Origin of the sequence: Mucilaginibacter sp. L3T2-6, assembly GCF_030519355.1 — a bacterium.
Taxonomy (GTDB): domain Bacteria; phylum Bacteroidota; class Bacteroidia; order Sphingobacteriales; family Sphingobacteriaceae; genus Mucilaginibacter.
In genome coordinates, this window is record NZ_JAUMKC010000002.1 from 21,064 (window position 1) to 39,536 (window position 18,473).

The following is an 18,473-nucleotide window of genomic DNA, read 5'->3' on the forward strand; positions in this document are numbered from 1 at the left end:
TGCCTCATGGAGACAACCGAACTGAAAGAGCAGCTGAAGCGCCAGATTATACAATTTTTAAACTTAACAGACCTTACCCCAGCCGATATTAAAGACGATGAACCGCTGTTTGGCGATGGCCTGGGTTTGGATTCTATTGATTCCCTGGAATTAATCGTGTTGATGAAAAAAGAATACGGCATCGATATCCGCGACCCCCGCGAAGGCCGCAAAGTATTAGTAGATGTGGCAACGATGGCAGAGTATATACAAGCGCATTCTGCGAAGTAACACCGGGTTGATAAAAGGATCGTGAGTACGGGGAACGAAGCAACTTCTGCACATGGCACGTCAATTGTCTATCATATTTTGTGGTGACGCTAATCCTGAATTTGGGTCGCCACTAAATAAAGTTTCATCATCATTCCGCCCAGAGATTGTTTCGTTTCCCGCAATGTCGGGGGACTATTAGACGTGGTTAAAGGTTCCCTGAAACTTAAAGCAAACCCTGTCTCCTTCGCTCAATTTGGCGGTTACAGCCATCGCGCCATCGCCAAGCTTATAGCTGATCTCCAAATAAACTGTATGGCTTGCCCCGGGTTCTATCATCCCGGCAAACTTTAAATTATCACCTTTTTTTAGCTGAACCTTATACCCGAGCGTATCAATTAATACATCTTTCACCACTTGCAGCATGCAGGCCCCCGGAATAACCGGTTGTCCCGGAAAATGTCCTTCGAAGATCTGGCTGTCAGCATTTATAGATAATACGGCTTTGATAACGTTATCGGTATGTTCAATACTTTCAACCTTAAAAATTTGTTCGCTTGCTGTCATAAGAGCGGGACTAAACAGCCGAAACCAGCATCAGTGAATAATATTTATTTTGGTAATGATTGAGCAGCAGGACTTTTTTGGGTGCATTGATTTTTACATCATCCTCAAGAATCGCGTCAGGCACTATGCCTTTTTTTACAATATTAGCAGCCAGCCAGAGAGAAAATACTGAAGCCACTGAATATTCACCCGAAAGATGTTTGTAATTGGCAGTAACATTGTTTTTGAACAAGGACGCGTTCAGCCAGGCATAAATCTCGTCATTTTTAATATCGCCGTTTTTTCCTGTGATCACCAGGTCGATATCCTTAACTGTAAGCGAATGTTTTTGCAGGAAAGCGGTGATGCGTCTTTCAATGTCCTGGTTATCTGTTGGCTTGTAAAAGGTAGTTAGCCCGGTTAGTTCGGCCAGGTTATCGGGCGATTCTTTATCGGTCAGCAGGAAAAAACCTGCGCCTTCGCCACCAATCGTCCCCTTTTCGGGTGTGGCAAACAACGACAGGTTGGAAACCGGTTTGCGCCTGTAAAAGCCCAGGCGGGTAAGGACGGTAAAACTTGTGTCGACCATCTCCTCGGTACCGCCTACCAATATGTTATCGGCCTCCTGCTCCTGGAGCAGCATCACTGCATCAAAAAGCGCGCTCTCAAACGAAATCCCCTTATGTACAAAAGTGCTGTTATAGGCGTGGCATTTCAGCATCAGGGCAACCTGTGCCGCAACGGTGTTGTGGGTTGATTGAATGAATGCAGTAGGCGGGAGCAATTCTTCCTCTTGCTCGATAATACGCGTTAAGAAAGTGACCGTATCTTCCATACACCCGAATGCAGTGCCGGTGATAATGGCGCCTGGCATTTCAACGTCCCCATTGTTCAGGCATTCTTTTGCAGCAGCTACGCCCATTTTAATCACATGGCTCATGCGCCGTATTTGCTTGGGGTCGATGAACTCTTTGTAATCAGGTTCAATGGCAGGCAGGCGCGTAGAGTTATACTCAACAATGTCTGTAAGGATGTCTCCCGTACCAAAGGTTCTTTGAGCGGAGATGCAGGCCGATGAGCGTATGTAAACTTTCATATCAGACTGCTGAAAATATTAATGATGTGCAATTACCGCCGAAGCCAAAGGAATTAGACATTACGTGTTTAATGTGCTTTCCTTTTTGAAATTTGGTCTCAGGTTCAAATGGCACTTCGTGCATTTGAGTTTTAAAGCGCAGGTTCGGATAAATAATGCCATGCTTTATAGCCAGCACGGAAAATACCGCCTCTACGCCGCCACTGGCTCCAAGCGTATGCCCGGTAAATGATTTGGTAGAGCTCATCGGCGGAAAATCCGGCTGAAAAAGACGTTTTACAGCTGTGCCTTCGGCGCTGTCGTTATTGGGCGTACCGGTGCCATGCAGGTTAATATAATCTATATCCGATGGTTTTAGACCACTTTTTTTTAATGCCTTTTTCATGGCGAGATATGAGCCTGTACCATCGGGTGATGATGCTGTTTGATGATAGGCATCGTTGCTGTTATTATATCCGCTTAGTTTGCAGTAAACAGGTTTTTTAAGTGTTTTCGCTACCTGTTCAGACACCAAGACTACATAACCCGCGCCTTCTCCAAGATTAAGGCCTTCCCGGTGCTCGTCAAACGGTTTGCACAGGTCTTTGTCCAAAATCATCAGCGTATTGAAGCCGTTCAGGGTAAATTTAGTCAGTGCGTCAGCCCCGCCTGCCACCACTACATCCAATATATCATTTTTGATGAGCCTGGCCCCGTAAAATATCGCGTTGGCAGACGATGAGCAGGCTGTACTGATAGTGGTCATAAAATCGCTGATACCCAGTTGGTCAGCTACAATTTCGGTCATGCTGCCGCACTCATGGTCAAATACGTTTCTAAGCTTGCCTTTGCTGTTATCTGCTAAAAAATCTACAAAAAACTCCTCGCTCTTATCCATTCCGCCAACGGTGTTTGCAGATACAAAGCCGGTGCGTAATTCATTAAAACCAGGTATGCCGGCGTCCGCGACGGCCTCTTTTGCAGACACAAGGCTAAGCAACGCCGTGCGGCTGTTATGAGTTGAAAGGCCGGTTCGGGCTATCAATTCCTCATCGGTTAGCTTAACCTCGGCAACCGGCCGGTCATGCTGGTGGATACTGTCAAACAGCGTTATGTCAGCCATGCCGGCCTCCCCGCGCTCAAATGCAGCAAGGTGTCCGGCAACATTTGTTCCGATACCCGAAATAACACCTACTCCCGCTATGTAAACTGACTGCTCCATTAACCTAAAATCCTATCCAAATTATCTGCCGAAAATACTACAGATTCTTTACTTTTTTTCTTTTCAACCAAAAACAAACCAGCTTTATAATCCTGCTCCAAAACATCCGCCCAGCCGCAAATACAGGCCTGCAGAATATCGTTATCCAGCAAATAAATAACTTGCTGCGCTACAAAACCAGCATCAAATGTTTCTTGTATAAAAAAGGCATGTTCTCCTTTAAAATTATGCCTGATACAAATTTCGCCGATAACGATGTTTGGTAAGGTATATACGAAAACGGCCGGACTCGGGACTTCCTTAATTGTACCCGTATATTTAATATCATTGTCCAGGCTCGAATTGGCATTAGCTATTATCATGCCCAATCCCTCCGGCTGGTAGGCTGGCTTGTCCAAACTGCCTTCGAGCAATACTTCCGCAGTCAGCCAGCCCAGTTTGCTTAAATTATCCATTTTATAAAATTTAGGATAATTAAACTGAAAATGCTGATAAACCGACAACAAAAAGCCGGCAACATCCGCACCGGGATTCTCAAACAGCTTCACGCCGTTTTTAACCACAGTATTGTTGCTGATGACGCAGGAGGATGTTATGTGTTTTTCTGTTGTCAATACCCTCTTAACTTATTACTTAATAAACTTTGTCATTGCGAGCGAGGAACGAGCGCGGCAACCTCATCGTTATGTATTGTAGAGGATGTTTAGCGACCGTTGCTTCATAACTCGCAATCGCAAATTTGCTAATCTTATTTTACTACCACTATTGCCCCGTTACATCCCCCAAACCCCGAAGCCGTTTTTAAAAAATTAGTTGCTGCGATGGGCGTAAGCTCTGCACAAACATTTACTTCACTGCTTACCCCCAATTCGTTAAACCCCGGTGTCGGTATCATCAATCCTTCTTTTAGCGACTGCATAGAAACCACCGCTTCAATCAACCCGGCTGCACCTAATGTATGCCCGTAATAACCTTTTAAGCTATTTAACGGTGTTGATTGCAAACCGGCCAGCCGGACGGCGTTGGCCTCCATCTCATCATTGTATGGAGTTGCTGTACCATGGGCTGATATAAAATCAATATCTCCCGGAATTAATCCAGCATTCTGAATAGCTTTTTTTATCGCATACGATAACTCTTCCCCTGTACGTGAGGGCCCTGAAATATGGTTGGCATCGTTGCTTATTGAGCCCCCTTTAACCTTTAATTGCCCTTTAAATTTTTTATTGACCGACAAGACCACCGTTGCTGCGCCTTCACCTAAATTTAGGCCGTCGCGCGATGCTTCAAACGGCCTGCAAACTGACGGACTAAGCGCCTGGAAGGATTGAAAGCCCGATACAACAAATCTTGAAATCACATCCGCCCCGCAAACAACCGCATTTTCATATTGCCCTGTATGCAACAAACGTGTGCCGGTAATTATCGCCATAACACCCGATATACAAGCGTTGGATACAACTATGGGTGGAATCTGGAAACCGAAATAATCAGCGACTAATTTGGCAGATGTGGTCATTGATACCCGTTTGTACAAATCCGGGCCGTTCTTCCCGGTCTCCAGTAAACTTATATTTCCTTTTGTGCTGGAAATAATTAATGCGGTATTCTTAGTTATGTCAATATCGCTATTTTGTATCGCATCACTTATAGATGCAATAAGCAGCTGCTCAAATTTGGTGTAAACGGTAAGGTTAAATTGCTTTTTATCCTCAAATAATGATGAATAGACTGGGGTTTCGGATAGATTAACATCGTTATGCAATTTCACCGATGAAACTCCGTTTTTAAGCTGCAAAAAGTTCTCCTCTGTGGTTTTGCCAAGCGGTGAATATATATTATCTGCAACTATAAAAACATCTGACCTCATCGTTCTGCTCAAATTTCCGCCATGTTTTTATTGCCCAACAAACACCTTCATCTCACACCTGGCGAGCAAAACGTCGTTCCGCCAAACCTGGCCTGTAAGCATGGTAACGTTAAAAACCTGGTTATCTATCGTTATTTCTGTAGTAATTTCATCCTCAGCAACCGGCAAACTGAAAACCTCAAAATCCTTAATCGCACCGATATAGCCGGTCTCAACAGGTCGGTTTTCCTTTTGCGCCATATAGCCCGCGCGCAGGGCCGCAGTTTGCGCTATATTTTCCATCAATCCCGCTTCCTGAAGTATGCCGTCCTTTACAAAAACATTATCCGGGCTTATTACAAAGCTGCTGCGTGTAACCGTCTCATCAGCATACAGCAATCTTCCCACCATTACAAAGGGTTGCTTTTGGGGGATTAACGGAATAATATCATCAATTGGCTGCATATCAGGTGTATAATCCGCCGTTAATGGATAGCACCTGTCCGGTAATGTAAGCAGCTTCTGGCGATGCAAAAAATGCAACTGCAGCAGCCACTTCCCCGGGCTGACCGAAACGCCGCGCAGGTATCAGCATTTTTAATTCTTTTTCATCAAGCCCTTCTGTCATATCGGTTTTAATAAAACCGGGTGCAAGTGCGTTAACCGTAATCCCTTGCCGGGCTATTTCCTGCGCTAATGCCTTGGTAGCGCCGATGACGCCCGCCTTGGCGGCCGAATAATTTGTCTGACCCGCAAGGCCTTTTATGCCGGAAAGTGATACGATATTGATGATCCGGCCGTATTTGCGCGTCATCATGCCATTTAAAACCACGCGCGTAACATAAAAGAAACTATCCAGGTTGGTCTTTAACACATTGTCCCATTGCTCATCGGCCATCCACGCCAGCAAGCTGTCGTCGCGGATGCCCGCATTGTTTACCAGCACCTCGATGTATTTATCCGGGTTGGCTTCTATCCAACGTTCCAAAGCTTGTTTTAGCGCTTCTTTGTCAGAAATATCAAACTGCAGCAGCTCGCCGGTACCGCCGTTTTCAACTATTTGCGCAAGCGTCTTACTGGCTTCTTCGGTATTACTTCTGTAGTTTATCAGCACGTAATAACCCTGTGCAGCAAGCTTCAGGCAGATTGCCCTGCCGATTCCCCTTGAGCCGCCGGTCACCAATGCGCATTTCATTTGTTAAAAGTGGTTATATGGTCAGCACTTTCCAAAAAATCCTTGATGCGGGCCAAATCTTTATATTTAGGCGCATCTTCTACAAATTTCGGGAATATCTGTCTGACCTTGTCGTAAACCGAACGCGAAGCCGATGATAATTTGTCTTTGCATTCCAGGTAATCAATCGCTTGTAAAATGGTCATCAGGTGGATGCCCAATACCTCGAATGAGTTATCAATAACCCGTTTGGTCATCAGCGCTGCATTACAGCCCATGCTCACAATATCCTGGTTGTCGTTGTTGTTCGGAATGCTGTGGACGTACATCGGGAACGACAATGTCTGGTTCTCAGCCGTGGTGGATGTTGCAGTAAACTGCATGCCCTGCATACCAAAGTTAAATCCAAGCACACCAAGGTTTACAAACGGCGGCAGTTTTTGGTTCAGCTTGGCATTCAGCAGGTAATTTAATTGCCGCTCGGCCAGCATAGAAACACGCGTCATAGCGATTTTTAGCTTATCCATTTCCAGCGACACATAGTCGCCGTGGAAGTTACCGCCGTGAAAAATATTATGATTTTCGTGGTCGATAACCGGGTTATCATTAACCGAATTAAGTTCGTTAACCACCGTGTTTTCTACCTGTGCAATAGTGTCATAAATGGGCCCCAGTATCTGGGTTACGCAGCGCAGGGAGTAGTATTCCTGCACTTTGTCCTCAAATACTTCCTGGTCAAGGTTATCGGGATTATACAAGTGTTCTGAGCGGTCGCGAATCAGCTTGCTGTCCTTCAGGATATCGCGCATCATGGCGGCAACGGTATTCTGACCGCCGTGCCGTTTCACTACGTTCAGCTCGTGAGAGTAGTGGTCGTCATAAGCTTCTACTATCTCATTGATCATCGCGGAAAATAATACCGACCAGTTCAGCAACTTCTTTGCCTGGATGATATTGATCATACCTATCCCGGTCATAGCCGAAGTTCCGTTCAAAATAGCCAGCCCTTCGCGGATATGGATGGAAAGCGGCTTGATACCCAGTTTATTGAACACATCTATGGTTGGCTGTACTTCGCCCTGGTAAATTACTTCCCCTTCGCCAATTAGAACCAGTCCCAGGTGGGCTAATTGCACCAGGTCGCCGCTGGCGCCTACGCCGCCGTGTTCATATACGCAGGGGGCAACGTCTTTGTTGATCAGTTCCTTCAGCAGCTCAACCGTTTCAGCGTGAACACCGCTGTAGCCCTGCATAAAGCTGTTCAGGCGGGCAATCATCAGCGCTTTGGATAGTTGTGCTGTCATCAGCTTTCCGCTGCCGGATGAATGGCTTCTGATCAGGTTATATTGCAGTTGCAGCACATTTTCCTCGTTTACCTTATATTGTGCCATCGGCCCGAAGCCCGTATTGATGCCATAAATAAGTTTATTGGAAGAAAATTGCTTAAGAAATTCAAAGTTGGTGTTGATTTTTTGCAAGGCCGCTTCGTCCAGTGCAACCTCTTTATTTTTAAATATCAGTTCAGAAAAATCATTCAGAGTAAGCGGACTATGTCCAACAGCTATCATGGGCGAAAATTATATGTTCTATCAGTGTAGTAATAAACCGCTAAAGTATAAAATATATGTAAAACGGTTTAATTAAACTGCAATAACGGCGGGAATGTTTTAGGTAATTGTAAGTAAAATTATCCTGTAAAAGAGATCAAGCCTCTTCCTTACACAAAATGCAGATGGGCAAAACCGGCTTGGCCCGTAACAAAAATGGCCTCCAAAACGGGCAAAACCCGTTTAGCCCATAATTAAAAAAGGGGTAAAAACAGGCAAAGCCCATTTAGCCCGTAACGAAAATGGCCCTTTTAACGGGCTAAAACCATTATGCCCGTTCAGTCTGAAAACTTCGTTTTTGTACTGATTTCAAAGAATATGGTCGAATTTGAATGATTTTTAGCACTTGAAACCGATAAAAAACTTTTGAAAACTTGCGGCAGTGCTTTCTGCGGGGGGCAGCCCTGTCTTACATTCATACTGCACCGGCGTCGTTGGTCGGAATTTGCAATCCTCGACCCAATTTTTGTGGATTTGTAATCCACGAAAATTAATACTTGTGTACGGGGATTACAAATCCCCGGTATTTACAGCCTAGGATTATAAATCCGACTAACTGAAGGTACCACTTCAGCGGGTTCACGAGGAAGATCCGGTTTGATAAAAGCAACAAGGCGGGCTCTTCAAATTTACGAAATCTTTATGATCAAAGTGCTGACAACATTTTGACAGCAGTAAATAAAGCTCAAATCAATCATGTCATTTTGACGAGGAACGAGAAGAGCGTCGTTGGCCGGGATTTGCAATCCGTCGTTGGTCGGGATTTTCAATCCTCGACCCCGATTTTTGTCCGTCGTTGGTCGGGATTTGCAATCCTCGACCCCAATTTTTGTGGATTTGCAATCCCCGAAAATCAAATACTCGTGTACGAGGATTACAAATCCCCGGTATTTACAGCCCAGGATTATAAATCCGGACTAACGAATACTCTATCCTCTCTTATCAATAAACTTTATTGCCTTCCTGCTGGCCTCGTTAAATTGTATCTTCTGTATCTCTTCCGGACCGATATATTTTACATGCGGACTAACCCTTAGCTTAGCCTGCAAATAAGCCCTGATGCGGTGGTCGCATTCTTCAGTAAAGGCAGCCGGTACGAGGTAAAGCGAAACTTCATCCATGCCGATATCGTTAGAAGATACCTCGATCACAAAATCCAGGATCTCCTCCATCTCATTCAATAAATCAAATAAGGCGGGCGGGTAAAGTGTCGTCCCCTTGAATTTTATCATCTGCTTTTTGCGCCCCATAACTGACGAAAGGCGCAGGCTGGTACGTCCGCAGGCGCAGGGCTCCTCAAAATAGCAGCAAATGTCGCCGGTTTTATAACGCAGTAAGGGCATGCCTTCAACACCCAGCGTGGTAATCGTCACTTCGCCTGGCGTACCCGGCTCAACTTGCTGGTTGTTTTCATCCAGCAACTCAACAATAACCAAATCGGGCTGGTAGTGTCCGCCGTTGCCTTCTCCGCATTCGGTAAATGCGGTCTGCATCTCGGTTGAGGCATAGGTGGAATAAAGCTTAATGTCCCAGCTTTCAGTAATTTTTCTGCCAAGTATATTCAGCGAAAAATCGTTGTTGCGGATATTTTCGCCGATACAAATTGCTTTTTTTACAGATGTGCTATTGATATCGATACCTGTGTCCTGCGCATATTTTATCAGTTTTAAAATAAAAGAGGGCACGGCAACTATGGCCGTAGGCTTTAAGCGCTGTATAGTTTCCCATTGAAGTGAGGGAACTCCGGGCCCCAGCCGGATGATGCCGGCGCCAATTTTACGGATGCCAAGATAATAGGCAATGCCGGCCATAAATTGCCTGTCCAGCGTCAGCATCAATTGGTATGTATCCGCAGGTGAGCCATCGGCACATAAAAATGAACTGTATTCGTTATATGCCAACCGGTTAAGGTCGTTTTCAGTCAGGGCGATTGTAACCGGCCTGCCGAGCGTGCCTGATGTAGACGTATATTCAACTACTTTCTCCCGTGGTACGCACAAAAAATCATCATTCCGCTGCTGCAGGTCGTCCTTGATTGTTGGCGGGATAAGGGCCAGGTCGGCAACCGTTTTAATAGCGGTAATATCAATATCGTGCTTCTTGAAATGTTCCCGGTAAAAAGGGGAATGCTGATTAAGATAGGCTAACAGGTTATGCAGTTTTTGTTCCTGCATTAATGTTATTTCGTGTGGCTGCTGATGTATAATTTCGTTAGTAGCTGACATTTACAATTTATTACCGGATGATTGAACCCGGACAAGCCAATAATGTTTTACTGCCTGGTGTTCAATTTTACTGCATCAAATCTAGCAAAAATAGGGCTATTTACGCGTTCGGGTTGAGTAAGGCTTATCGTCAACACGCGCCGGCCAGGCTCAATTTGTTTGTTTTGCGGTACAAACATCTGCAAGCGCCAATTGTAACGTATATCAGCATGATGATTAAAAAGCTACTGTTAACCGCCGGAATATTTTTTATAACACTTAGTGTTAAAGCCCAGCCGGTCAGGTATAAAAACATGGTATTCGAATATATAAAAACCACGATCGATTTAAGTTACGATGCTGCCGACCCTGCCGGTAAAAACAAAGCCCGCCGCTTTGATTTATATCAACCCGCAGGCGATACAGCGCTTAGCCGCCCGTTAATAATCTGGATGCATGGCGGAGGCTTTAAATTTGGCTCAAAGGATGATAAAAGCAATCAAATCTGGGGCAGATTCTTTGCACAGCGCGGTTATGTAGTTGCAACCATTAACTATACGCTAAGCAGGAAATTGCCATTTCTACACTTCGACGAACTGAAGCGCAGTTGTTATAACGGTGTTTTGGACGCAAAGCGGGCTATCGGATTTTTTAAACAGCACAGTCATGCGTATCATATCGACCCATCAAAAATTATATTGGCCGGTAACTCGGCAGGAGGGATGATAGCTTTACAGGCAGCATTCAGCACTAATGCGGAGCTTGCCAGGTTCGCGGGTGTTGCCGATGAATATCCGGACGATCAACAACTGCTTAAAGTAGCCGGTGTTATTAATTTCTGGGGCGCGATATTTAACCTGGACTGGCTGAAAAATTGTCTGCAGCTTCCTTTGGTGAGTGTATACGGCAGCACCGACAGCATTGTAGCGCCCACTCATAAAGGCCCGCCGCTTTACGGCGCAGCAGACATTTTTAAAATGGCTACAGCGCTCGGCATACCCAATGACGTTAAAGTTTTTGAGGGGTATTCGCATGAGTTGCATAAACGTTTTAACCCGGTATTTTCCGGCGGAAAAGATACGCAGGCCCGATGGCTGGAAGCTGCACAGTTTGCAGCTGATTTCTTGTATAAGCAGGTTATAAAGTAAAGCTTCAAAACATATTGCTATATTTAACGTTGTGAAACAAACAATAAACCACTAACCCGTTACCAATGAAATATTTAAAGATTTTGGTTTTAGCTGCGGTATTTATTATGTGTATGCAGTTCGCACATGCAAAACCGCTTACGGCGATAGTTCCGCCGGCATACCTGCAGGTACGCAGACCGCCGCCACCGCCGCCGCGCCCCCCACTACCCTGGAAAAGGCATCATCGCCGCGTAAGACATCACCGGGCAAAAATTCATATTCGTTTGCCCAAGCCGCCGCCGCATCCGCCCGGCCCGCTTCCGCCGCCTCCGCCGCATCCATAAAGGTATAAAGCCCTTCAGCAACACTGAGGGGCTTTTACTTGTAATAATGAAGTGTTTTTATATATGATATTGCTTCAACTGTTGGGTAATGATTTGAATCTATTTTTTCAGCATAAATTTCAGCACATTGCCCGGCCGCAGCTGATCGCCCTCGTTCGAAATGTAGAGATTACCGTCCCTGTCAAACGCGATACCTTCAGGTTGCCCAAATATTGCCGGATCCAGCCGGTACACTGTTTTTACATCCCAGTTTGAACCCGCAATCACCAACAATTTATTCACCGATGAAAGAATATACCACTCGCCCGTTTTTGGATTTTTTGCCAGGGCCGACGGATGGAACGCTATTTTCTTTGCACCCAATAATTGTTCAATTTTTTTTACGTCGATAGTGTTTTGGCCCGCATCGGAAAGCGTGCCGTCGGCCGCCAGTTTAAGGGTAAATATTGTAGTGGTTTTGCTCGTTTTTTCGATGCTGCAATGTTTGCAAAGGGCGTAAATCGAACCGTCATTATCGCCATACAACCCCTCATATTCACCGCCAGGGAGCAAATCCTTTTGCTTGACGGCGTCCACCTCTGAATTTTTGAGCCCAGTCAGCGGAAATGTGTACAATTTACCATCGCTGCGCAGCATAACCACCTGTTGGTTGCTGATGGCTACGTCTTCATAATCGCCATGGCCGGCAAATCGTATCGTTTTAAGGTTATTACTGCCGGGTTTAAAATAGAACAACACGCCCTCCTCGTCTTGTTCAGCATATAGCACATTCGGGTCTCCCTGGTTAAAAGCGATACCCGATATTTCGGTCAGTGCGTCGGGCATATTGTATTTAACCGGCTTGTTCAAATCGTAACCGGCAGGTGAGGGGCTTTTTCTTTTTTGCTGACCGGTGCAGTGGATACAAAAAAGGCAGATACATGATATAATATAAAGGTATATCGGCTTAAACAGATTTTTCATATCAGATATACCTTTAATATTGCAGTTTTGTTTATTGCAGATGTAAACAGGCTTACCGGGTGACACAGATGTCTGTCGTTTTCAGCTTTAATCAAACACCTGCGTCATCAGTATCATCCGTTAATATCTGCGATCTATTTTTGCATCACCATCACGCCATTCAAAAGCAGGGTGCTGCCGCCATCGGCTTCAATGTTATAAACATGCTGAACGCCGCCGGCGTGTTCTGTTTTACTTAACACGGTGTAAGTTTCATACTTGCCGTTCTGCTCATTCAAACATAAAACCTGCTCGCCAATATTAATCTCGCCTATTTTTAGCCTTCCCTGTTGGGTAAGCATGGGGTGATTAGGCGTAGCTTTAAGCACCTTGGCATCAAGGCTGACGTTTAATCCGGCATCGCTGTTCTTTTCTTTGGCCGATACCAGTACAAGCTCAGTTACTGCATAGTTCTTAGCGGTATGTACAGCAAGCTCTTTCACTTTTATTACTGATGGTTTGTTGGTAACCGGGTCAACCGTAATCACCTCGTCGCCGCTTTTAACATCTTTAATCATTTTTTTAGCGCCATTGGCCATAGTTACCTCGTCGTCGCCGGTAAAGCAGATGTCGTTACCATAGGTAGCCGCTTCTTCCTTCATGTCTTTACCGTTGTTCAGCAATTTATATTGCTGAAAAGCCATTTCTTTTGACAGCACATAAGAAAGCTTCAGGATGAAATTTTTCTCCGCTTTATTAATGTCATCAATATCCTGGAAATATTTTGCCCAAACCCTGGCATCTGCCGTAAAGTCGGGCACAAGGCACTGGTATCGTTTGCCAGTCTCGTTGGTATAAAATACCATCAAACCAATTTCTTGCAGCCCTTCTTTGGCTATCAGCTTGTACAGGTCTACGCGCTTTTTTAAGCCATCCGCGCCGGTAATAAAGTACGGTTTACGGTTCTCGTACCGGTCGAGCACGTATTTGTTGTCAAACTTCACATAAGTATCGTTATCCAGGTTGGCGATTGAGTAGGTAAGCGCCTTATCGTACTCCTCCATGGTCAACGGGCGTGGATTCGTGGAGGTTTGCCCCTGTACGGATAAGGCTGTTATAAATATTGCTAATGTTATGAATAGTTTACGCATAATGGTAGGTTGTATTAAACATCCATATAGCGATGGGTTTTAGCCCATCGCTATGGTTGCAATAATAATCGCTTTTGTTTTTTTATGATAATTCTTTAAATGCCGCGGCGAAAGCCTCCATCTCATCCATACGGCCAATACTTACGCGGCACCAATCAGCCCCATTCAGTTTCCAGTTACGTACGCCGACGCCGCGCTTAAACATCTCGTTCACAAATTTATTGCCCTCCATCTTCAGCGGGAACATCACAAAGTTGGCGGATGAAGGGATATAGTCATACCCTTCCTTTTTCAGGGTAGCATACAAATGCTCGCGCGAAGCGATGGTTTTCTGTAAGGCATCCTTCATGTAGTCGGTTTCCTGGTATGCGGCAATTGCTGCTGCCATAGTAGTTGCCGACAAGTTGAAGGCGCCAGGCGTATAAATGGATAACATTTTGATAGTTTTGGGTTGAGCCACTATATACCCGCAGCGCAGACCGGCAAAGCCATACAGTTTGGAAAAAGTACGAGCGACAATAATATTCTGACCGGCTTTGATGCAGCCAATACAAGTTGTGCCCTGCGGATCGGGCAGGTAATCTATATAGGCTTCGTCAACAAAAACCATCGTCTTTTTGGATACACGCTCGCAAAAATCTTTCAGCTTTTGGGTGTCTACAACGGTTGCCGTTGGGTTGTTAGGGTTGCAGATGTACACCAGGCCGGTATTATCGTCAACCTTAGCTTCCATTGCATCCAGGTCGAGCTTATAATCTTTGGTTAGGGGCACCTTTATCCAGTTGCCGCCATGCTCTTTGGCTGCCGATGGCAGGTCTTCGTAAGAAGGGTCGCCGGTAATAATATTTTTACCGCCTTTACTGAAATGCATGGCGGCAGCATGCAGCAACGGTGTTGAACCGGAGTTAAGCATAATGTTGGTCTGGCTGATGCCCTCGTATTTAGCTATTTTACCTGCCAGAACCCCCATCTGCATAAAAGCATACTGATAACTGGTATCCAGCGAGTCGGTTATAGCCTTTTTTGCCGCTGCCGATGGCCCAAATGGGTTTTCGTTGGCCAGCAAACGTGCCTTCATTGCAGGCGGGGCTTGCAGCAGTACCGTTTCGTCGGTGGCAGGTTTAGGGTTAATCCCCTGTTTTTTAATTACCGGCATCGCAGCCAGCTTATTGAGAGTTCCGGATGCAAGGGCCAGTCCCCCGGCCATCAATGCACTGGATTTGATCCAGTTCCGTCGGTTTAATGAATTTGCCATGATAGTGAATTTTTTATGAGTATGTGTAGCCAGTTTCTATTTATCAGTTTTGGCCGGATATTGAATTCTTTGATCGGTTAAGCGCCCGTGTACAGCAGCAACCACACTCCTTGCCGACTCAAAAGCTCCCGCCATCCAGGCATTCAGATAGGTAAGGTGTTCACCGCAAAAATAAACCTGCTTGTCAGGCTTCAGTAACACCGGGTATTGTGTTTTGCGCGTTTCGTTAGTATAAACTGCCCATCCGCCTAAATTATACTGAGTTTTGTGCCAGCTAACCGAAAATGAGTTTTCAAATTCGGTATCGTATTGCGGATGTATCAGCCGGCCCTTTTGCAGCGCCAGCTTCTCGCGGCCGGCATAGCTTAACTCGCCAACTTTTTGGGCTTTCTCGTTAAAATTGTAATAACCCAGCAGGATGCCTTTTTTGCCAAGGTAATCGTACGATGGGTAAAATATCTGCGTCAGCTCGTTGTTGGTATGGGTGATGCCGCCATAAATATGCTCATCTTCCTCCCAAAACCTTCTTTTAAATTGTAAGCCGATTTTACCTGTTTGCATATAGCTGATGTAGTCGATAGCCCGGCTCACATCGCCCGAAAAGTTATTACTAACATTACTCAATACCGGCAAAGGCAGTGTGCAAATACAAATATCGCCTTGTATGGCATGCTCGCCCTGTGCGTCTTTGTAGGTAACTTTTACCCCGTTGTCTATATTTACAATGTTGGTTACCTCGGCGCCCAGCCTTAAGCTTTGAGCCACCTTCTTCTGCAATGCAAATGCTATCTGATCCATGCCGCCAATGGCCTGGAACATGGTCATCTGCAGCTCATAGGTGTACTCTGCCACGTTATAAAAATCGGGGTCCATTAAGCCTGATTGTATCATATCGGCCAGCTTATGCGGATTGGCAATCTTGCCGGGCCGGTCGCCTGCTCCCGGCGACTCGATATAACCACGCCTTGCCGATGCTTTATATAACTTGTCCGGGTCGAGCCCGCCTTCAGCCATCAGGTATTCAATAACTTTTTCCGAATCTTCTTTAGTTAAGCCGGTATCCAGCGTCCCGTGGTCAATGCTTTTGGCCAGCAGTTCAGCCATGTATCCGCGTGTGTCGTTGTGTATTTCACGCACACGGATTTTTTTGTTGGATAATGCACCTTTACCTTCAGCGAAATAATAAGTGCTTTCGTTAACATTATTATATACCTGCAGCGGTATACCAAGTTCTTTGCAATAGTGTAGGGTAAGCTGATGATTGTGCGGTATACGGGATGGCCCGGCATTAAAATATTGGCCGTCGTCAAAATGGGCAGTTAAAGTAGCTTTGCCGGTTTCAGTATTAGTGCTTCCCTTTCGCACGCTCCAGCACCGGCCTCCGGCGCGGTTACGCGCTTCGAGTATGGTGCAGTTGTAACCGAGCTTATTCAGTTCGTAGGCGCAGGTCATTCCTGCAAGGCCGCCGCCTAAAATGATGATCTTTTTGCCGTTGCCTCTGCCCTTAAGATCAAAGGCATGTGCGGGGGCGGCTTTCAGCATCCCAAGCGCCAGCATGGCAGGGTATGCCCCTCCGGCCAGCATGGCCCCCTTACTTAAAAAACTACGGCGGGTTATCGTTTCCAATTTAATAGTGATAAAAATATGGTCGTTGTTACTGGTTTAAATTTATGGTATTTTTAATATATAGTCAATTTGGTTGGGATATTTTTCATACCGTGAGTTGTTATTTATCCTTTTGTAAATAAATATTATGGAAATGAGATAATATTTGGTGATTGTGGGTTAGAATTTTGCTGTTCGTGTAAAAGTGTGTTTTGTACTTTTATACAACAAATAATTAACCATCCTGACTTCCAGCTTTTATGGCGACTATTTATTCAAAATTTAAAGGGCGTAAAACGAGTGCCGCACTACTTACTGCGGCCGTTTATTTTATACTGACCTGTACAGCCTTCGGGCAAAAGTCCGGTCAAAAATGGCATTTCGGTATCTCAGCCGACCCTGCTGCTAAAAAAGCGCACGTAACACTGGAACTAAGCGGCAAACTGCCGGATACAGTCGTATTCAAAATGCCGGTTTGGACTACCGGCTATTACCAGTTTATGAACTTTGGTAAAAATGTATCTGATTTTATTGCCACAGATGAAAGTGGGAATGAGCTCGGGTTTAAGCATACTGACCAAAATACATGGAAGGTGGCAGCAAATCACAAAGCGGTAAAGCTTAAGTATGATGTTGAGTGTACCCGGAATTTTGTTGGGGGCAACTATATCGATACAGCGCATGCTTATTTTTCTCCGGCCGGTTTATTTATGTACCAGGATAAAAATATCATACAGCCGGTTTCGATCACCGTAAACAAATATCCGGGCTGGACAAGGATAGCCGCCGGTCTTGACGTTGCCGGCAGCGACTCGACACAATATACAGCGCCCGATTTTGATGTGCTGTATGATGCGCCTATTCTGATGGGCAAGCTGGAAAAATTGCCCGGCTTTACTGTAAAAGGCATCCCGCATGATTTTATTGGTTACAAAATGGCAATTGCTGATAAGCAGGGCTTTATGGACGACATTAAAAAAATTGTAGAAAATGGTTCAGCTATAATTGGCGAAATACCTTACAAGCATTACGTGTTTTTGGGGCTTGGCCCCGGGGGCGGTGGTATTGAGCACCTTACTTCGGCTTCTGTTGCTTTTACAGGTAATGGGCTTGACAAGCAGGCGGGAAAAATGAGGCTGTACAGCTTCCTGGCCCACGAGTATTTCCACACCTATAACGTAAAGCGCATCCGGCCGATTGAGCTTGGTCCGTTTGACTATGAGCACGGCAGCAAAACCGAAATGCTCTGGGTGTCTGAAGGGTTTACGGTTTATTATGAATACATGATCATACGCCGCGCAGGGCTTACCAATGCGCAGGAACTGATCGGCCAGTTACGTGGCAACCTGCTCAATTACGAGAAAAAACCAGGTCATTTGTTTCAGTCGGCAACGCAGGCCAGTTTGGAGACCTGGAGCGACGGCCCGAATGGCAGGGTAGCTGATGAATTTAACAAAACCATATCTTATTATGACAAAGGCCCTGTGCTCGGCCTGATGCTTGATCTTAAAATACGCCACGAAACCCAAAACAAGGAAAGCCTGGACGACGTGATGCGTACACTATATTACACCTATTTCAAAAAACTGAAACGCGGCTTTACCCCGCAGGAGTTTAGAAAAGTATGCGAGGAAACGGCAGGTGTTAAGTTAGATGAGCTGTTTGAATACGCCTCGACTGTAAAAGAGATTAATTATCATCCATATTTTGCTTATGCAGGCCTTGATATAGATGATGCCTGGAAGAAACTGCCCGGCGCATGGAGCGGCATTACCGCCAAAACACAGAAAGATTCGTTGTTTATCACCGCGGTTGAATACGATTCACCGGCCTGGAAAAGCGGCATCAGGGTAAGAAATAAAATTATCAGTATCGACGGACAGCCTGCAACACTTGCCGCATTGCAGGCGCTGTCAACAACAAAAAAAGACGGAGATGCAGTGGAACTTGAGGTTGAACAAAAAGGCAACCTTAAGAAAGTAAAGGTCATCTTTGGTACCGAAAACTCACGCAGTTTTGAAATTAAGCAAATGCCCGGTCCGGATGCTTTACAAACAGCTATTTATAAAAGCGTTTTTGACCCTAAATAAAGCAACCGGCCTGTCATTGATCCCGCCGGC

General features: G+C 45.4%; 17 protein-coding genes. 4 read left to right on the forward strand and 13 right to left on the reverse strand.

Translation table 11 applies throughout. From position 1 onward, the window contains the following. The first annotated feature begins 6 nt into the window (after window positions 1-6). The gene (locus Q3W13_RS02415; protein ID WP_302861061.1) at window positions 7-270 is read left to right on the forward strand and encodes a phosphopantetheine-binding protein; all 264 of its coding nucleotides are present in this window, start codon (window positions 7-9) and stop codon (window positions 268-270) included. 177 nt (window positions 271-447) lie between these two features. Here the strand turns inward: Q3W13_RS02415 and Q3W13_RS02420 are convergent, their stop codons facing one another. The 9 genes from Q3W13_RS02420 to Q3W13_RS02460 form a co-directional block, all read right to left on the reverse strand. Beyond that, window positions 448-816 carry a hypothetical protein gene (locus Q3W13_RS02420; protein ID WP_302861063.1) on the reverse strand — a complete coding sequence of 123 codons (369 nt, stop codon included), beginning with the start codon at window positions 814-816 and terminating at the stop codon, window positions 448-450. 10 nt (window positions 817-826) lie between these two features. Continuing rightward, complete coding sequence (locus Q3W13_RS02425) at window positions 827-1,891, reverse strand: beta-ketoacyl synthase chain length factor (protein ID WP_302861064.1); 1,065 nt, start codon at window positions 1,889-1,891, stop codon at window positions 827-829. A gap of 1 nt (window position 1,892) precedes the next feature. Next, window positions 1,893-3,092, reverse strand: coding sequence for a beta-ketoacyl-[acyl-carrier-protein] synthase family protein (locus tag Q3W13_RS02430; RefSeq protein WP_302861066.1), 1,200 nt, complete (start codon window positions 3,090-3,092; stop codon window positions 1,893-1,895). Beyond that, complete coding sequence (locus Q3W13_RS02435; RefSeq protein ID WP_302861067.1) at window positions 3,092-3,706, reverse strand: hypothetical protein; 615 nt, start codon at window positions 3,704-3,706, stop codon at window positions 3,092-3,094. The genes Q3W13_RS02430 and Q3W13_RS02435 overlap by 1 nt, the downstream gene beginning before the upstream one ends. Before the next feature lie 134 nt (window positions 3,707-3,840). Beyond that, complete coding sequence (locus Q3W13_RS02440) at window positions 3,841-4,962, reverse strand: beta-ketoacyl synthase N-terminal-like domain-containing protein (RefSeq protein WP_302861068.1); 1,122 nt, start codon at window positions 4,960-4,962, stop codon at window positions 3,841-3,843. A gap of 27 nt (window positions 4,963-4,989) precedes the next feature. Beyond that, window positions 4,990-5,406: a 3-hydroxyacyl-ACP dehydratase gene (locus tag Q3W13_RS02445; protein ID WP_302861069.1), complete on the reverse strand. Its 417-nt coding sequence runs from the start codon at window positions 5,404-5,406 to the stop codon at window positions 4,990-4,992. A gap of 1 nt (window position 5,407) precedes the next feature. Then, complete coding sequence (gene fabG / locus Q3W13_RS02450; RefSeq protein WP_302861070.1) at window positions 5,408-6,136, reverse strand: 3-oxoacyl-ACP reductase FabG; 729 nt, start codon at window positions 6,134-6,136, stop codon at window positions 5,408-5,410. After that, a complete protein-coding gene (gene hutH, locus Q3W13_RS02455; protein WP_302861071.1) occupies window positions 6,133-7,683 on the reverse strand; it encodes a histidine ammonia-lyase in 1,551 nt (516 codons plus the stop codon). Before hutH ends, fabG begins: the two co-directional genes overlap by 4 nt. Before the next feature lie 968 nt (window positions 7,684-8,651). Beyond that, on the reverse strand, window positions 8,652-9,947 hold the full coding sequence (locus Q3W13_RS02460; RefSeq protein ID WP_302861072.1) for a phenylacetate--CoA ligase family protein: 1,296 nt from the start codon (window positions 9,945-9,947) through the stop codon (window positions 8,652-8,654). A gap of 209 nt (window positions 9,948-10,156) precedes the next feature. Between Q3W13_RS02460 and Q3W13_RS02465 the strand changes: the two genes are divergently transcribed. Both Q3W13_RS02465 and Q3W13_RS02470 read left to right on the forward strand, forming a co-directional pair. Continuing rightward, complete coding sequence (locus tag Q3W13_RS02465) at window positions 10,157-11,074, forward strand: alpha/beta hydrolase (RefSeq protein ID WP_302861073.1); 918 nt, start codon at window positions 10,157-10,159, stop codon at window positions 11,072-11,074. 109 nt (window positions 11,075-11,183) lie between these two features. Further along, window positions 11,184-11,408 (forward strand): hypothetical protein, encoded by a 225-nt coding sequence (locus tag Q3W13_RS02470; RefSeq protein WP_302861075.1) that lies wholly within the window; start codon window positions 11,184-11,186, stop codon window positions 11,406-11,408. Window positions 11,409-11,499: 91 nt separating this feature from the next. On the opposite strand, the gene Q3W13_RS02475 is transcribed toward Q3W13_RS02470, so the two are convergent. The 4 genes from Q3W13_RS02475 to Q3W13_RS02490 form a co-directional block, all read right to left on the reverse strand. Beyond that, complete coding sequence (locus tag Q3W13_RS02475) at window positions 11,500-12,363, reverse strand: SdiA-regulated domain-containing protein (RefSeq protein WP_302861076.1); 864 nt, start codon at window positions 12,361-12,363, stop codon at window positions 11,500-11,502. Window positions 12,364-12,497: 134 nt separating this feature from the next. Further along, the gene (locus Q3W13_RS02480; protein WP_302861078.1) at window positions 12,498-13,493 is read right to left on the reverse strand and encodes a Hint domain-containing protein; all 996 of its coding nucleotides are present in this window, start codon (window positions 13,491-13,493) and stop codon (window positions 12,498-12,500) included. Between the two features lie 82 nt (window positions 13,494-13,575). Then, on the reverse strand, window positions 13,576-14,748 hold the full coding sequence (locus Q3W13_RS02485; RefSeq protein ID WP_302861079.1) for a histidinol-phosphate transaminase: 1,173 nt from the start codon (window positions 14,746-14,748) through the stop codon (window positions 13,576-13,578). 36 nt (window positions 14,749-14,784) lie between these two features. Further along, entirely contained in the window at window positions 14,785-16,374 is a 1,590-nt protein-coding gene (locus Q3W13_RS02490) for a flavin monoamine oxidase family protein (RefSeq protein ID WP_302861080.1), read from the reverse strand. A 239-nt stretch (window positions 16,375-16,613) separates the two neighbouring features. On the opposite strand from Q3W13_RS02490, the gene Q3W13_RS02495 reads away from it, so the two are divergent. Next, entirely contained in the window at window positions 16,614-18,443 is a 1,830-nt protein-coding gene (locus Q3W13_RS02495; RefSeq protein ID WP_302861082.1) for a M61 family metallopeptidase, read from the forward strand. The last annotated feature ends 30 nt before the right edge of the window (window positions 18,444-18,473 follow it).

Bases quoted from the DNA above. Each gene is read 5' to 3' on its own strand.
- Q3W13_RS02415 (WP_302861061.1), top strand. From the start codon at position 7: ATGGAGACAACCGAACTGAAAGAGCAGCTGAAGCGCCAGATTATACAA.
- Q3W13_RS02420 (WP_302861063.1), bottom strand. From the start codon at position 816: ATGACAGCAAGCGAACAAATTTTTAAGGTTGAAAGTATTGAACATACC.
- Q3W13_RS02425 (WP_302861064.1), bottom strand. From the start codon at position 1,891: ATGAAAGTTTACATACGCTCATCGGCCTGCATCTCCGCTCAAAGAACC.
- Q3W13_RS02430 (WP_302861066.1), bottom strand. From the start codon at position 3,092: ATGGAGCAGTCAGTTTACATAGCGGGAGTAGGTGTTATTTCGGGTATC.
- Q3W13_RS02440 (WP_302861068.1), bottom strand. From the start codon at position 4,962: ATGAGGTCAGATGTTTTTATAGTTGCAGATAATATATATTCACCGCTT.
- Q3W13_RS02445 (WP_302861069.1), bottom strand. From the start codon at position 5,406: ATGCAGCCAATTGATGATATTATTCCGTTAATCCCCCAAAAGCAACCC.
- fabG (WP_302861070.1), bottom strand. From the start codon at position 6,136: ATGAAATGCGCATTGGTGACCGGCGGCTCAAGGGGAATCGGCAGGGCA.
- hutH (WP_302861071.1), bottom strand. From the start codon at position 7,683: ATGATAGCTGTTGGACATAGTCCGCTTACTCTGAATGATTTTTCTGAA.
- Q3W13_RS02460 (WP_302861072.1), bottom strand. From the start codon at position 9,947: ATGTCAGCTACTAACGAAATTATACATCAGCAGCCACACGAAATAACA.
- Q3W13_RS02465 (WP_302861073.1), top strand. From the start codon at position 10,157: ATGATGATTAAAAAGCTACTGTTAACCGCCGGAATATTTTTTATAACA.
- Q3W13_RS02475 (WP_302861076.1), bottom strand. From the start codon at position 12,363: ATGAAAAATCTGTTTAAGCCGATATACCTTTATATTATATCATGTATC.
- Q3W13_RS02480 (WP_302861078.1), bottom strand. From the start codon at position 13,493: ATGCGTAAACTATTCATAACATTAGCAATATTTATAACAGCCTTATCC.
- Q3W13_RS02485 (WP_302861079.1), bottom strand. From the start codon at position 14,748: ATGGCAAATTCATTAAACCGACGGAACTGGATCAAATCCAGTGCATTG.
- Q3W13_RS02495 (WP_302861082.1), top strand. From the start codon at position 16,614: ATGGCGACTATTTATTCAAAATTTAAAGGGCGTAAAACGAGTGCCGCA.